This window comes from Rickettsiales bacterium, from assembly GCA_025210695.1.
Lineage (GTDB): Bacteria > Pseudomonadota > Alphaproteobacteria > Rickettsiales > CANDYO01 > CANDYO01.
Genome location: JAOARE010000008.1, coordinates 1 through 16375, shown reverse-complemented (window position 1 = coordinate 16375; position 16375 = coordinate 1). Strand labels below are relative to the sequence as shown.

11 protein-coding genes and 1 tRNA gene are annotated in these 16375 nt (G+C 33.9%); 3 read left to right on the top strand and 9 right to left on the bottom strand.

Features of this window, described 5'->3' with window-relative positions; translation table 11 throughout:
* Genes ppdK through N4A31_00365 form a run of 3 tightly spaced genes read right to left on the bottom strand, consistent with a single transcriptional unit; the run spans nucleotide 1 to nucleotide 5547 of the window.
* On the bottom strand, nucleotides 1-2658 hold the full coding sequence (gene ppdK / locus N4A31_00375) for a pyruvate, phosphate dikinase (protein MCT4634689.1): 2658 nt from the start codon (nucleotides 2656-2658) through the stop codon (nucleotides 1-3).
* Nucleotides 2659-2673: 15 nt separating this feature from the next.
* Nucleotides 2674-4677 carry a glycine--tRNA ligase subunit beta gene (gene glyS, locus N4A31_00370; GenBank protein MCT4634688.1) on the bottom strand — a complete coding sequence of 668 codons (2004 nt, stop codon included), beginning with the start codon at nucleotides 4675-4677 and terminating at the stop codon, nucleotides 2674-2676.
* Between the two features lie 3 nt (nucleotides 4678-4680).
* Entirely contained in the window at nucleotides 4681-5547 is an 867-nt protein-coding gene (locus N4A31_00365; protein MCT4634687.1) for a glycine--tRNA ligase subunit alpha, read from the bottom strand.
* Nucleotides 5548-5859: 312 nt separating this feature from the next.
* Here N4A31_00365 and N4A31_00360 point away from each other — a divergent pair, with 312 nt between their 5' ends.
* Both N4A31_00360 and N4A31_00355 read left to right on the top strand, forming a co-directional pair.
* Nucleotides 5860-7914, top strand: coding sequence for an ankyrin repeat domain-containing protein (locus tag N4A31_00360; GenBank protein ID MCT4634686.1), 2055 nt, complete (start codon nucleotides 5860-5862; stop codon nucleotides 7912-7914).
* 50 nt (nucleotides 7915-7964) lie between these two features.
* The gene (locus N4A31_00355) at nucleotides 7965-8180 is read left to right on the top strand and encodes a hypothetical protein (protein ID MCT4634685.1); all 216 of its coding nucleotides are present in this window, start codon (nucleotides 7965-7967) and stop codon (nucleotides 8178-8180) included.
* On the opposite strand, the gene hemB is transcribed toward N4A31_00355, so the two are convergent.
* The 5 genes from hemB to clpB all read right to left on the bottom strand — a co-directional run bounded on the left by hemB (nucleotide 8181) and on the right by clpB (nucleotide 15714).
* Nucleotides 8181-9158, bottom strand: a complete 978-nt coding sequence (hemB, locus tag N4A31_00350) for a porphobilinogen synthase (GenBank protein ID MCT4634684.1) — start codon at nucleotides 9156-9158, stop codon at nucleotides 8181-8183. It abuts the gene before it with no gap.
* Nucleotides 9152-10459, bottom strand: coding sequence for a glycosyl transferase family 90 (locus tag N4A31_00345; GenBank protein MCT4634683.1), 1308 nt, complete (start codon nucleotides 10457-10459; stop codon nucleotides 9152-9154). Before N4A31_00345 ends, hemB begins: the two co-directional genes overlap by 7 nt.
* 84 nt (nucleotides 10460-10543) lie before the next feature.
* The gene (locus N4A31_00340; GenBank protein MCT4634682.1) at nucleotides 10544-11800 is read right to left on the bottom strand and encodes a glycosyltransferase family 90 protein; all 1257 of its coding nucleotides are present in this window, start codon (nucleotides 11798-11800) and stop codon (nucleotides 10544-10546) included.
* An 87-nt stretch (nucleotides 11801-11887) separates the two neighbouring features.
* Nucleotides 11888-13150 (bottom strand): glycosyltransferase family 90 protein, encoded by a 1263-nt coding sequence (locus tag N4A31_00335; GenBank protein ID MCT4634681.1) that lies wholly within the window; start codon nucleotides 13148-13150, stop codon nucleotides 11888-11890.
* Entirely contained in the window at nucleotides 13144-15714 is a 2571-nt protein-coding gene (clpB, locus tag N4A31_00330; GenBank protein MCT4634680.1) for an ATP-dependent chaperone ClpB, read from the bottom strand. Before clpB ends, N4A31_00335 begins: the two co-directional genes overlap by 7 nt.
* Before the next feature lie 136 nt (nucleotides 15715-15850).
* Here clpB and N4A31_00325 point away from each other — a divergent pair.
* Nucleotides 15851-15925, top strand: a tRNA-Thr gene (locus tag N4A31_00325).
* Between the two features lie 175 nt (nucleotides 15926-16100).
* On the opposite strand, the gene N4A31_00320 is transcribed toward N4A31_00325, so the two are convergent.
* Nucleotides 16101-16375, bottom strand: a 275-nt coding sequence (locus tag N4A31_00320) for an IS1 family transposase (GenBank protein ID MCT4634679.1), incomplete at its 5' end; no start/stop codon positions are given.

Below are 16375 nucleotides of genomic sequence, written 5' to 3'. Positions count from 1 at the left end.
TTATTTTCCTAATTTTGCTTTGGCAGCCGCAATAATTGCCACTGGAACCCTAAATGGTGAACAAGAAACATAATCTAATCCTATATCATGGAAGAATTTGATTGATGCTGGGTCTCCCCCATGTTCTCCACATATTCCAATTTTTAAATTTGGTTTAGTTCTTCTGCCACGTTCAATGGCAATAGTTAATAATTCACCCACTCCATCTTGGTCTATAGATGCAAATGGATCAGTTTTTATAACGCCTTTTTCTTTATACTCATTTAAGAATATTGCAGCATCATCACGCGAGATACCTAAGGCTGTTTGCGTTAAATCATTAGTACCAAAACTAAAAAATCCAGCAGAAGCTGCGATATTTCCGGCCTTTAGGGCTGCTTTTGGCAGTTCAATCATTGTTCCAACTTCATATTTAAGAGAGACATTGTGTTTTTTTTCTATTTCTTGCGCCACATCATCCACTATTTTTTTCATAATGTTAAATTCTTCGACGTTAAAAATTAAAGGTATCATTATTTCAGCGATAGCACTTCCTAGATTTTCATTATTAACAGCAACCATAGCTTCAAATACTGCTCTAGCCTGCATTTCATAGATTTCAGGATAGGTTATGCCAAGTCTACATCCACGATGCCCAAGCATAGGATTATGTTCTTTTAATTGGTTGGAGCGGCTTTTTACTTGCTCAAATGAAAGACTCATTGCTTTAGCTAATTCTTTCATGTCTTGTTCGTTATGTGGAAGAAACTCATGCAAAGGAGGATCTAAAAAACGAATAGTAACAGGAAGGCCATGCATTACATTGAAGATATCAATAAAATCCTTTGTTTGCATTGGCAGTAATTTGTTTAAAGCCTGACGACGTTGTTTAAGATCGGTAGATAGAATCATTTCACGCATAGAATTAATACGGTCAGCTTCAAAGAACATATGTTCAGTTCTACATAAACCAATACCTTCTGCGCCAAAATTTCTAGCTGTTTCACTGTCTGTTTTAGTTTCAGCATTAGTCCGAATTTTTAAATTTCGTATTTGGTTAGACCAAGTAATAATTTGATTAAATTCTTCAAATAACTCAGGTTTTGTCATAGTAACTTCACCCAGAATTACTTCTCCAGCATTGCCATTTAAAGAGATTATATCTCCTTCTTTTACGGTTACTCCATTTGTAGTAAAGCTATTATTTTTATAGTCAATATTAAGATCTTTAGCGCCACAAACACAAGGTTTTCCCATGCCTCTTGCCACCACTGCTGCGTGGGAGGTCATCCCTCCACGGCTAGTTAGAATGCCTTGGGCAGCGTGCATACCGTTGATATCTTCAGGGCTGGTTTCCACACGAACTAAAATAACTTTATGTTGGAGAGCTAATTCTTCTGCTTTTTCTGAAGAAAACACCACTTTACCCATTGCAGCACCAGGGGAAGCTGGGAGCCCCTTGGCAATTACATTATATTTTACTTGTTCATCTATTGTAGGATGAAGCAGTTTATCAATATTATTTATGTCTATTCTTGCAATTGCATCTTCTTTGCTAATCACTCCTTCTTTAACTAAATCTACAGCAATAACAATATCAGCTTTGGCTGTGCGCTTGCCAGATCTAGTTTGTAGAATCCATAATTTACCATTCTCAATAGTAAATTCAACATCTTGCATATCTTTATAATGTTTCTCTAATTTTTTGCAAGTGGCTTGAAGATCTTGATATAATTTAGGCATTGTTTCTTCCATTGATGGAAGATCTGACTTGGTTTGTTCTTTTCCTAAGATGCTAACGTTTTGTGGAGTACGAGTGCCGGCAACCACATCTTCACCCTGGGCGTTAATTAAATATTCTCCGTAAATATTATTGTCTCCATTGGTGGGGTTGCGAGAGAATAATACTCCTGTGGCAGATTCATTCCCGGTGTTACCAAAAACCATTGATTGGATGTTCACAGCTGTGCCTAAGTTGGAATCAATATTGTTAAGTTTACGATAAGTTATGGCACGGTTGCACATCCAAGAATCGAATACTGCATTAATAGCAGACCATAATTGAACTTGCACATCTTGTGGGAAATCATTGCCAGTTTCATTTTTAACAATTTCTTTAAAGTTAGCGATAATATCTATTAGATCTTCTGTTGATAAATCTGTGTCATTTATTGCTTTAGTATCTCTTTTCTTCCACTCAATAACTTCTTCAAATAAATAAGGATCCAAATTTAACACTACATTTGAATACATTTGAATGAATCTACGATAACTATCGTAAGCAAAGGATGGATTATTGCTTGCAGATGCTAAACCAAGAACTGTTTCGTCATTTAAACCTAAATTTAAAATAGTATCCATCATTCCAGGCATTGATAATTTTGCTCCAGAACGCACAGAAACCAATAGCGGGTTTTTAGCATCGCCAAAATTGCGCCCCAGGAATCCTTCTATTTCTTTAAGTGCCGACTCTACTTGGGTTGTTAGATTTTTAGGGAGTATTTTATTTCCTGCATAATAAGCTTTGCAAACTTCGGTAGTTATAGTAAATCCAGGAGGAACAGCAATCCCAAGATGGCACATTTCTGCTAGATTGGCACCTTTGCCACCAAGCAAATCCTTCATTTTGCTGCTACCTTCATTGCTTTTTATTCCAAATTTATATACTAGTTTTTCCATGTTATTCTCGTTTGTTTAGCCATCTATTTTGCTAAAATCAGCAATTTTATAACTTAATTGTCCAATGTTATTTAGCAAATTTAATCTGTTTTGTTTTAACTTTAGGTCCTGATCGTTTACCATAACTTCTTCAAAGAATAGATCAATATCAGGAACCAAGCTTACCAAATCCTCAGCCTTGCTAACCTTGCCTATTTCTTTAAAACTTTTGTATAATTTTAGCTCAGGTGCTGCTAGTAAATCTTCGTTTACCTCTAGAGTAATATCTATTTTTGCATTAGATATTATATTTAATATTCTTTTGATAGCAAATATCAATTCTTGGGATTTGGGGCTATTTATGAATTGTTGTAAATTAGTTAGTTTGGTTATAGCGCTGCAGATATTGTCGCTATCTTCTCCTATGGAGGCCATTATCAAATCATGACGGAAATTTTTAGCCTTTAAATAATATTTCAAGCGGTCATGGAAAAATAAGACAATTTCTGTTTGCTGAGCATTATCTGATTTAAGTTTATATAACTCAATTGTTTTATTTATTAGCTCAGATAATGATAGATTCATTTTATGATAACGAATTAGTTTTATAATTCCTAAAGCTGCTCTGCGCAGAGCAAAGGGGTCTTTAGAGCTGGTAGGCTTCTCTCCCACCAACCACATTCCAGTAATAGTGTCTAATTTATCTGCTATGGCAATAATCGCAGCTAAATAAGAAGTATCTCCTATGTCGTTAGTGTCTACAGGGCGATAATGTTCAGCAATGGCAGTGCTGATTTCTTCTGATTCACCTGATGCTTTTGCATAATATTTCCCCATAATTCCTTGCAATTCAGGGAATTCTCCAACCATTTCGCTAACTAGATCAGTTTTAGCAAGCAGGGCCACTTTTTTTACAGACTCTAAATCAGAGAGTTGTAATCTAGTAGCAATAAATTCTGCTAATTCTATAATTCTATTAGTTTTGTCAAACATTGAGCCAAGTTTGCTGTGGAAAGTCATTTTAGCAAGTTTTGCTAAGTTTTGACTAGACGGATGTTTTAAGTCTTGTTCCCAGAAAAACTGAGCATCAGCAAGCCTTGCTTTTAAAACTTTTTCATTTCCTCTAATAATTAGATCATCGCTTTCATGTTTCACATTAGCTACAAATATAAAATAAGGAGCAATTTTTCCGTTTTTATCTTCAAGATAAAAATATCTCTGATGAGTTTTCATTGCACTCACTAAAACTTCTTTAGGAAGTTCTGTAAATTGCTTTTCCATTTTTCCAAGTAAAACATTAGGATATTCAACTAGGCCAACAACTTCATTAAGTAAATTTTCATCTAGAGCTACTTTTAGAGATATATTTTTAGCCAGTCTTTCAGCTTCAGAAATTATAATTTCGCGTCTTTTATTGCTAGATAAAACAACAAAATTTTCTCTCATTATATTTTGATATTCTGTAAAAGAATTAACTTCAAAAGTTTTATCTGCGGCCATAAATCTATGAGCAAAACAATGATTATTTGCAGTTAAATGTGCAAATTCCACAGGAAGAACTTTCCCGGAGAATAAACATAAGATATTGCGTAAAGGGCGCACCCATCTATTTCTACCCTCGCCAATGCGCATAGATTTAGGCCAAGTAAAAGATATTAGCATTTGTTCAATTGCAGCTTGTAGAGAAGAATCAGCAGGCTTTGCAGATTCTATTTTCTTTGCGTAATAAAATCCATCTTTCACTGATAAATCTTCTAGTCGCAATCCAACTGATTTTAAGAATCCTGCAATGGCTTCTGCTTTTGCATCTGGTTTAGGGCCTTTTCTTTCAATAACTCTCTCTGGTAATTCTTTTGGGACTCCATCAATATGAAGTGTCACACGTCTCGGAGTGACAAAATATTTGGCATTGCTATAGCTTAAGCCTAAATCCTTTATTTCTTTTTCTAAAGTTTGTAGTATTTGCTGAGCTGCTTTTATTTGCATTCTTGCAGGGATTTCTTCTGAGAAGAGCTCAAGTAATAATTCGGTTGTTGACATATTTTATTGACTCTCCATCCATTTTAAACAACATTCTTTTGTCAGGCTTCTAACTTTTGCCATATATGACGCCCTTTCGGTTACGTTTAATGCTCCTCTTGCATCGAGTAAGTTAAAATGATGACAAGCGGTTAGTGCTTGATGATATGCTGCTAAGGGTAGATTCTTTTCTAGTAAATTTTTACATTCAGACTCAGCATCCATGAAGGTGCGGAGCAATACCTCAACATTTGCATGTTCCAAAGAATAGGCAGATAATTCTTTTTCCTGTTGGAGAAATAAATCGCCATAATAGATTTGATCTGCAGGGTTCTTTGGATTGTTCCAGCGAATTTTGGTAAAATGTTCAACATCTTGCACATACATGGCTAAACGCTCTAGTCCATAAGTTAATTCAGCAGAAACTAATTCGCATTCAATTTCCCCAACTTGTTGCATATAGGTGAATTGAATAACTTCCATTCCGTCACACCACATTTCCCATCCAAGTCCCCAAGCTCCAATTGTTGGGTTTTCCCAGTCATCTTCAACAAATCTTATATCATGTTTGGTATGGTCAATTCCAATAGCAGCAAGGCTGTTTAGGCACAGCTCTTGAATATTATCTGGAGCAGGCTTTAGCAATGCTTGAAACTGATAATAATGAGATAAACGGTTAGGATTTTCTCCATAACGACTATCTTTAGGTCTTCTAGAATTTTGGACATAAGCAATCTTCATAGGCTTAGGACCCAGTGCTCTAAGTGAGGTCATTGGGTGAAGAGTGCCAGCTCCAACTTCACTATCATAGGGCTGTAATATAGAGCAGCCTTGGTCTGCCCAGAATTTTTGTAATTGAAGAATTATATCTTGAAATGAATCGCTCTGCATTATCTTAATCATCAAATAAATATCTTGAGATAAGATACATAATTAACCGCTTTTTGGCAAGAGAACTATTGATAACTCATATAAGGATATTTGGGCATTGAGAAAAAACTCCTAAACAAGCTTAAAAATAGATCTAGGATTGATTGTTGACAAATTAGCAATTTAACAACCAGCAATTAACTACTATATATTAAATAATTAATAATTTTTTGCTAAAGTAGTTGTAAAAAATTAACTTATATGGTATACTTCTAGAAATTACAAACTAATAAATTAAGAGTGCTTAATAGTAAAAAAAGAGGAGTAAAAAAGATGGATCATATAGAAAATACACAATCCCAACGGACTGAATGTAAAAATATAGCTCTTACTCTTGCTTCATTTGAAGGTGATGCAATAGCTGTAGAATCCTTGATTATGAACGGAGCCAATATAGATTGGCAGGATCAGAATGGAAATACGGCTCTTACTCTTGCTTCATCTAAAGGTCATACAGCAATTGTAGAATCTTTAATTAAAGGTGGAGCAAATGTAGATTTGCAGACAAATAATGGGAGCACAGCTCTTACTCTTGCTTCATTTGAAGGTGATGCAATAGCTGTAGAATCTTTAATTAAGGGCGGAGCAAATATAGATTTGCAGGGTCTATATGGAAGAACAGCGCTTATTCTTGCTTCATCTAAAGGTCATACAGCAATTGTAGAATCTTTAATTAAAGGTGGAGCCAATATAGATTGGCAGGGTCTATATGGAACAGCTCTTACTGCTGCTTCATCTAAAGGTCATACAGCAATTGTAGAATCATTAATTAAGGTCGGAGCGAATATAAACCTCCAGGATCAATATGGAAATACGGCTCTTACTCTTGCTTCATCAAATGATTATACAACAATTGTAGATTCTTTAATTAAGGGCGGAGCGGATATAGATTTACAGAATAAAGATGAGGATACAGCTCTTACTCTTGCTTCATCTAAAGGTCATACAACAATTGTAGATTCTTTAATTAAGGGCGGAGCAAATATAGATTTACTGAATAATTATGGATATTCAGCTCTTACTCTTGCTTCGTCTATAGGTGATGCAACGGCTGTAGAATCTTTAGTTAAGGGCGGAGCAAATATAGATTTGCAGGGTCTATATGGAAAAACAGCGCTTACTATTGCTTCATCAAATGGTCATACAGCAATTGTAGAATTTTTAATTAAGAGTGGAGCGGATATAGATTTGCTAGGTCTATATGGATATTCAGCTCTTACTCTTGCTTCTTCACACGGTCATACAGCAATTGTAGAATTTTTAATTAAGAGTGGAGCGGATATAGATTTAAAGACAAATGGAGGAGATACAGCTCTTACTCTTGCTTCTTCATACGGTTGTGCAGCAATTGTAGAATATTTAATTAAGAGTGGAGCGGATATAGATTTGCAGACAAATTATGGATATTCAGCTCTCATGTTTGCTTCATCAAAAGGTCATACAACAGTTGTAGATTCTTTAATTAAGGGCGGAGCAAAACTAGATTTGCTGAATAATTATGGATATTCAGCTCTCATGTTTGCTTCGTCTATAGGTGATGCAATAGCTGTAGAATCCTTGATTATGAACGGAGCCAATATAGATTGGCAGAATGAGAATGGAGATACGGCTCTTACTCTTGCTTCATCTAAAGGTCATGCAGCAGTTGTAGAATCTTTAATTAAGAGTGGAGCGGATATAGATTTACAGAATAAAGATGAGGATACAGCTCTTACTCTTGCTTCATCATACGGTCGTGCAGCAGTTGTAGAAGCTTTAATTAAGGGCGGAGCAAACCTAGATTTACAGGATCAGGATGGATATTCAGCTCTTATTTTTGCTTCAGCAAGAGGTAATATAACAATTGTAGAATCTTTAATTAAGGGCGGAGCAAATATAGATTTACAGACAAATAAAGGATATTCAGCTCTTTCTATTGCTTTCAATTCAGGGAAATCCTTAATAGCAAAAAGTTTGATAAAAGCTGGTCCAAGTATATGGGGTGAACTCAACGGTGATTCCACTTGTATGTGGGCTGAAATAGCAAAAGAATGGAAAGCATATAGTGACAATCCTATAAAGTATATATTAGAACATAATAATCAAGCTGACCTTGCTCTTAATGCAGTAAGAAATTATGAAAAGAATTTTGTAGCTGAGCATGGCACAGTATTGGAGATAATGAATATTGTTTCAGAATGGATGGAGTTTTCTGGATATAATATTGATACTTATCAAGCATACTTTAATAAAATTAGTACATGTTTAGAGGCACAACCGGATGGAATTATCGATGATTTGAATGTCATTTGTGGAGATTCAGGTACTTATCATATTGATTATATATAATTGGAGATTATTATTGTATTACAGGATATATCTTAAAAAAAGAGGTAATTATGCAAACAGAAATTATATCAACTATTGCAGGTAAAATTACTGACATAGCAAGTGGAATAGTAGAAGCAGGGAGTCCGTTAGTAACAACAGAATCTATGAAATGTTTTATAAAAGAAAACGCTCCTGCTAGCGGTGTTTTTCAGGCAGTGGTTGTTGTGGGAGCAGCAGTAGTTGCTGGAGAAGTGATAGGTTATCTTACAGAATATGAGGGGTGACTATTTTAGCCACCTAGCTATATCTTTTGCAAAATAGGTGACGATAAAATTAGCGCCAGCCCTTTTAATTGAAGTGATAACTTCCATCACGCTGCGCTCTTCTTCAAGAGCGCCAATATTTATTGCAGCTTTTAGCATCATATATTCACCGCTTGGGTGATAGGCTGCCAGAGGCATATAAGGATAGGCCTGTTTTACTTTATAAATTATATCCAAATAAGTATGAGCTGGTTTTATCATTAATATATCAACGCCTTCTTCAATATCCAGCATTGCTTCTTTTAAGGTTTCATCGCTATTGGCTGGATCCATTTGATAGCTTCTGCGATCTCCCTTTTTTGCGGCTCCATCAGTTGCGCCTCCAAATGGGCCATACATAGCAGATCTATATTTAATGCTATGGCTTAAGATAAGCACTTTATCAAATCCTGCTTTATCTAGAGCTTCCCGCATAGTTTCCACCACTTTATCTAACATTCCAGAAGGGGCTAAAACATCTGCGCCAGCTTTAGCATGGCTAACTGCTTGTTTTGCAATAATTTCAAGGCTTGGATCATTTTCTATGCATATATCTTCATTGTTCTCATGAACAATTCCACAATGTCCTAAAGGAGTAAATTGACAAAGACAAATGTCAGACATGATTAATAAATTAGGGGCTATGGATTTTATTTTTCTAATAGCTTGTTGAACAATACCATCATCGCTGTAAGAATCACTTCCTTGCGGGTCTTTATTTTGAGGAATTCCAAAGAGCATTATCGCTTTAATTTCTAAAGATAAAATTTCTTGAATTTCCTCTTCTAATCTATCAACACTATATTGAAAAAAACCAGGCATAGATTCTATTGGATTTTTTTTGTTATCTCCATGAACAACAAATACCGCGGCTACCAAATCATTGATAGTTAAGTTTGTTTCTCGAACTAAATCACGAATTATTGGGTTATATCTTAATCTTCTTGGGCGCATTACCATAAATTATCTCCTAAAGAAAGCCCCATTAAATCATATTCAAGTGTATCTTTCCAGAGTAAAAATTTATCTTTGACTAAACGCTTTAATACACGAATTAGTATCCATAAAGACATCATGTCATCAAATGTTGGTATGCTTGGAGAAAGTTTCTCATTTTTATGAAAGTCATGATATTTATTAAGGACCAATGCCATATGTGCTTCAACATGTTCAGACATTAGATTATTTGCAGCAAAATTAGTAGCATTCTTTGAGATTTGTTTTAACTCTTCATCATGTGTTTTCATCCATTCAAGCTGAGAAAAGATATTTGTTAATTCTGTATTTACAGGAACATAGTGGATATATGGCAGCATGGCCGGATAGAACCATTCCATATTATCTGTTTCTTGTTTTAAAAGCACAGAGTTTGAAAGCATAATCCAGGGAACTCTAGACCATGCACAAGTATTTCCATCGATAGATATTAGATATTTGTATTTTAAATGATCAACTTCTTTTACTTCTTGAGGTGATTCATTCCATAAGGTTCTTAAGGTTTGTTTCATTTTCTTTCCATCAGAACTTCTAGGAAATTGCTGGGTGATTTTAGAAAATTTAGCATCTATTAAATCAGGATAGAGTTTTGAAAGCATTGATAATGTTAGGCGGGGTAATTTACTAAAGTTATTTATGCTATATGTACCATTGCTTGTGGAGCCTCTCCAGAAAATCTTTTCTATTTTGTCTTCCCAGGGGCTATCAGTATTTGCTTCAATTATCTTTTTAGTAAGATTTTTCCATCCTTTATTAGCAATAAAATTGTCTGGTATTAGTATTTTATCTTTTTCATAGGGGGAATTAAGATTTTTAGACATAATAATAGCAGGAAACATTGCTGTTTCTTTTTCAGAATCATTATTTAGATTGGTTGGAATTCTATCAATCCTATAAAGGATAAAGTCTATATCTTGAATTTTATAATTTTTAACTAAATTTTGAAAATATTTTGAAAAAGCTCGAAAATCTGCAACTGTGCGATCATAACTATCAGCATAGAGTTTTTGATCAATAATCTGGAATCTATACATCATAAATTTATTACGATTTTCTTCATTGCTCCAGATATAATCTAATTGAGCCTGAGTGATTTTTTGGTCTTTTTTATCATCAAATTGATGCATAAGAAAATCTATTATTGCTATGCGCTCAGGGGAAGGATTTTCGGCTATGAATTCTTTAGCAGAAATATCTTTTAGATCCTTTGCAGAAGCAATATTAATAGTGAGTAAAGTTAGAAATAAGAAAATTATACGATACATCAAATAAGACTTCGTTTTTTTTAATTACTAGAATTAATGATAGCTACTTTAAAAGATGTAAGTCTAGTGTTTTATAGATAAGTTTTAAAAAAAAGATTCTAACCACCAAATAAGTTGATTTTTTGTTCGTATAAATAAAGTATAAAATAAATCTAACATTGATGGTTCTTTATTTTGGGAAGGAAGAGTTGCAACAATTTTCTCATTTTGGTGTAATTTGTGATATTCATTAAGAATTAATACCATATGAGCTTCAATATCTTCTGGCATTAAGTCATTCTTAATAAAATTGGTTGCATTTTCTGAGATTTGTTTAGCTTCTCTATCGTGATCTTTTATCCATTTTATTTGAGGGATTATATCCATCAGTCTTTCATCAACAGGAACGTAATGTACATAAGGTTTTATAGCAGAATAAAACCATTCAATTTTATTAGTTTCTTGTTTTACTAGAAGAGAATTAGACAACAAAACCCAAGGAACTCTTCTCCAAGCGCAAGTGTTGCCATCAATAGAGATTAAATATTTATACTTTAAATGATCCACTTCCTCTGCGGTTTGAAGATCATCTTTGATTAAGGTCATTATTTTCTTGCTATTTTTAGTGAATACTCTTCTATGATAAGAAGCAAATTTTGCATCTATTAGATTAGGATATGATTTTGATAACATAACCAGAGTTAAACGGGGTAATTTAGCAAAATTTTCCATAGAATATTTAGTACTGGCAGCTCCTGTTGTTGCCCCTCTCCAAAAGACTTTTTCAATTTTTTTATCCCAAGGATTACTTAAGTTGGCTTGCTGGATTTGAGAAATTAGTTCATTCCAGTAATCTATAAGGACCAAAGTGTCTGGCATTAACAGTTTATCTTTTTCATAAGGGTCATCCAAATCTTTTGACATCATAAAGGCTGGAAATTTTAAAGTTTCTTTTTTTAGATGATCTGGTGCTTTAATTTCATCCACTGTATAAACAATAAAGTCAACATCTTCTATTCTGTATTTCTTAGTAAGTTTTTGTAGAAAATTCTTTAATGAGTTGAAGTGTTTATAAACGGGATCATGGCTGTCTGCATAAAGTTTCTGATCTATTATTTGGAACCTAGAAATAATAAATTTTTCTCTTGCCTCTAGATTATTCCATAAAATATCTATTTGTTCTTGAGTGATTTTTTGGGGTTTCTTATCATCAAATTGATGAATAATAAAATCCACTATTTCTTTGCGCTCTAAAGAAGGATTTTGGGCTATAAATTCTTTAGCAGAGATATCCTTTAGCTCTGTTGCTGAGGATATGCTATAGCTAAATAGAGTTATAAATAAAAAAATTATACGATACATCAAATAAGACTTTGTTTTTTGCTTTGATTACTAGAACTAATAATAGCTATTTTAAAAGATGTAAGTCTAGTGTTTTATAGATAAGTTTTAAAAAAAAGATTCTATCCACCAAATAAGTTGATTCTTTATTCTTGTAAATAAACTATAAAGCAAATGACTCATTGATGGTTCTTGGTTATATGGTGGAAGAGTTGCTTTAATTTTTTCTCCCATGTGTAATTTATGGTATTCATTAAGAATTAATACCATATGAGCCTCAATATCTTCTAGCATTAAATTATTTTCAACAAAATTAGTTGCATTAAGAGATATTATTTTTGATTCTAAATCATGCTGCTTCATCCATTGGAATTGGGAAAATATATTAGATAGGTTTTCCTTAACAGGAACATAATGAAAATAAGGTTTAATAGCAGGATAAAACCATTGAATTTTACTAGTTTCTTGTTTTATTAGAACAGAATTAGAAAGCATAATCCAAGGCACTCTCCTCCAAGCACAGTTATTGCCATCAATAGAGATTAAATATTTATATTCTAAATGATCAACTTCATTAAGTTGGTGGAGATCGTCTTTAATAAAGGACTCTATTTTCTTAGTGTTTTTGGTAAATACTTCTCTGTCATAAGAAGAAAATTTTGCATCTATTAAATCAGGATATGACTTAGATAGCATAACTAAAGTTAAACGAGGCAATTTATCAAAATTATCTATAGTATATGGAGTTTTAGCGGCTCCTGAGGTTGCCCCCCTCCAGAATATTTTATTGATTTTTTGATCCCAAGGGCTATTTAAATTGGTTTGTTTAATTTGGTTGGTTAGGTTATACCAGTTATCTGTTATGACAAAAGAATCTGGGATCAATAACTTGTCTCTTTCATAAGGAGCGCTTAAATCCTTTGACATCATGAAGGCTGGAAAGCTTAAAGTCATTTCCTTTAATTCTTGAGGTCCTCTAATTTCATCCGAGGTGTAAACAATAAAATCAACATCGTTAATTTTATATTTTCTAATAAGTTGCTGTAAGAATTTTCTTAAAGCCTTGAAGCGTTGATGAACCAGTTCAAAACTATCTGCATAAAGCTGTTGATCTATTATTTGGAATCTGGTGGCCATGAAGGCTTCTTTTGCTTGCTTATTATTCCATAATTTATCTATTTCTTTTTGGCTGATTTTTTGGTCTTTTTTATCATCAAATTGATGAATAATAAAATTCACTATTTCTTTGCGTTCGAAGGAAGGATTTTGGGATATAAGTCCTTCTGCAGAAATAGTTTTTAGCTCTTCTGCAGAAGCTATATTAATGGTAAATAAAGTTATGAATAAAAGTATTATACGATATATCAACAAAACTTTAATTTATCTCCATCTAGAGTAATTGATATTTTATCTCCATCTTTTACCTCTCCTGCTATTAACAGTTTTGCTAATGGATTTTGAATTTCTCTTTGAATTAAGCGTTTTAAAGGCCTTGCTCCATAAGTGGGGTCATATCCATTATTGCTTAGCCAGTTTTTAGATTTTTCATTTAACTCTAAGTGAATATTATGCTTTGCTAATGTTTTTTCTAAATTATTAATCTGAATTTCAACAATTTTGCTAATATGTTTAAGAGCCAATTTATGAAAAACAATGATTTCATCAAGGCGATTTAAGAATTCAGGTCTGAAAGCTTTTTTTACAACTTCCATTACTTCCAGTTTGGCTTCATTAAAATTTTCTTCTGTGGCTAAAGTTAAATTTTCAGAGCCTAAATTAGAAGTGAGGATAATTACGGTGTTTTTAAAATCAACCACTACCCCGCGGCTATCAGTTAATCTTCCCTCGTCTAGAACTTGAAGCAATATGTTAAAGACATCTGGATGAGCTTTCTCGATTTCATCGAATAATATCACTTGATATGGACGTCTTCTTACTGCTTCAGTTAATGTGCCTCCTTCTTCATATCCAACATAGCCAGGAGGGGCGCCAATTAATCTTGCCACAGCATGTTTTTCCATATATTCAGACATATCAAATCTGAGCATTGCATGAGAATCGTCAAATAAAAACTTAGTTAAGGATTTGGTAAGTTCAGTTTTTCCAACACCAGTTGGTCCTAGAAATAGGAAAGATCCAAGTGGACGGTTGCTATCTTGAATTCCCGCTCTAGCTCTTCTTATAGCATCACTCACAGCATTTAGAGCTTCTTCTTGCCCTATAACTATTTTGGCTAGATCTTTTTCCATATGAAGAAGTTTTTCTATTTCGCTTCCCATAATTTTATTAATAGGAATACCTGTAGTTCTGGCAACTATTTGTCCAATATCTTGTTCGGTTATCTCTTCCTTAACAATTTTATTATGTTTGCTTGATTCGCTCTCCTCAAGTTTGCTAGTTAATTCAGGAATTAAGCTATAAGTTAGTTCTCCAGCCTTGGCTAGATCTCCGTCTCTTTTTGCAATTTCTAATTCTTGCTTAGCTTGTTCTAATTGTTCTTTAACTTTTTGAGAATTAGTTATTTTTAATTTCTCAGCACTCCATTGACTGGTAAGATCCAGAGACTTTTCTTCTAAAGAAGCTAACTGTTCTTTTATTTTTTCAAGGCGGTCTTGAGAAGCTTTGTTGTTTTCTTTCTTCAAGGCTTCTGCTTCAATTTTTAAAATGATAATTTCTCGATCTAATTTATCAATAGATTCTGGTTTGCTATCCACTTCCATGCGGAGTTTACTAGCTGCTTCATCTATAAGATCAATAGCTTTATCTGGAAGGAATCTGTCAGTTATATATCTGTCGGATAAAGTTGCTGCTGCTACAATGGCGCTATCAGTAATCTTTATTCCGTGATGCACTTCATATTTTTCTTTAACTCCTCGAAGAATAGCAATCGTGTCTTCAGCGGTGGGTTCAGAAATATAAACTGATTGAAAACGTCTGGCCAAAGCGGCATCTTTTTCTATATGTTTGCGATACTCATCTAAAGTAGTGGCACCAACGCAATGCAATTCTCCTCTAGATAACGCAGGTTTTAATAAATTAGAAGCATCCATTGAGCCTTCAGATGCTCCAGCCCCAACTAACATATGTAATTCATCAATAAATAAAATAATATCGCCTGTTGCTGCAGCAACTTCGGTTAATACCGATTTTAGTCGTTCTTCAAACTCTCCTCTGAATTTTGCTCCAGCAATTAATGCTCCCAGGTCTAGACTGATTAATCTGCAATTTCTAAGGCTCTCAGGAACATCTCCTTCCACCATTCTTTGGGCAATCCCTTCTATAATTGCAGTTTTACCAACCCCAGGCTCACCAATTAATACAGGGTTGTTTTTGATTCTTCGTGATAATACTTGAATAGTACGGCGAATTTCTTCGTCTCTGCCAATTATTGGGTCTAGATCCCCTTGTCGTGCAAGTTCAGTAATATCCTTGGCATATTTTTTCAATGCTTCGTAACTATCTTCGGCATTGCTACTATTTACATTACGTCCTTGTCTTAACTTGGTGATGGAGCTTTCTAAATCCTTTTTATTGACTTGTGCATTATATAGGATATTTCCAGCTGGAATATCTTTAAGGTTAGCAATTGCTAATAACAATATTTCTGTGGCAATAAATTGATCTTGTATCTTTTTGGCAATAGATTTAGCTTCTTCAAGAAGCTTGGCGCTATCTGTAGCTAGATATAATTGATCTGCAGCTGAAGAGGTTTGAATTTTTGGTAGTTTATCTAATTCTTGCTTTGTTTCTTTAGCTATTGATGTTGTGTTTGCGTTGCAGTTTTGTAGTAGCCTTATGCTTAATCCTTCCTCATCTTCAAGCAGAGCTTTAAGAATATGTAAGCTGGATAATTGTTGGTTATTAGCGCTTAAAGCATAGTTTTGCGCTGCCAGTATTATAGTTTTTGCTCTTTCTGTAAATTTATCAAGATTCATGATATTTCTCCTAATCCTTATAGTTAATTAATATTTTACTATTATAGATATAAGAAGCCATAGAATAATTTTCAACTTTGATAGATTTTTCTCTTGATTCTTTCTGAAAGTTTTATAATATGGATATTCCTCTGAAGCCGGATTAGCTCAGTGGTAGAGCAACCGCCTTGTAAGCGGTCGGTCGTCAGTTCGAATCCGACATCCGGCACCACTACCATTAGGGTCCGTTCTGGAGACATAGGTTACATTTTATTCTTGGGACATGGGTAACAGTTTTGCCTTGAAGGGGTTATCAAGAAGTTCAACTCTACAAGCATCCTCATCAAAATATCCTATATCAAAGTCCATAAAAGATACAAGCCAAATTTTATTTGAAACGGGCTATGCTAAACAAGGATACCTAATGCTTCAGATTTATAAATTAAAATAATCAAGGAAATAAAAATCATATCGAATGCTTTTGAAAATCTGCGCGTCTTTCTATTGAATCTAGCAAGATTTAACCTTATTAATGAGTTTTTAGACTCTACTAATGATGTTGCGGCTTTACTAACTACGTGCCGTTTGGCTAATTTATAGTAACCATAACTTTCGTAACCATCAGTACAAAGTATTTGAACTTTGTAGCCTTTCTTTTTGAGGCTTTGGGCCATTCTAACAT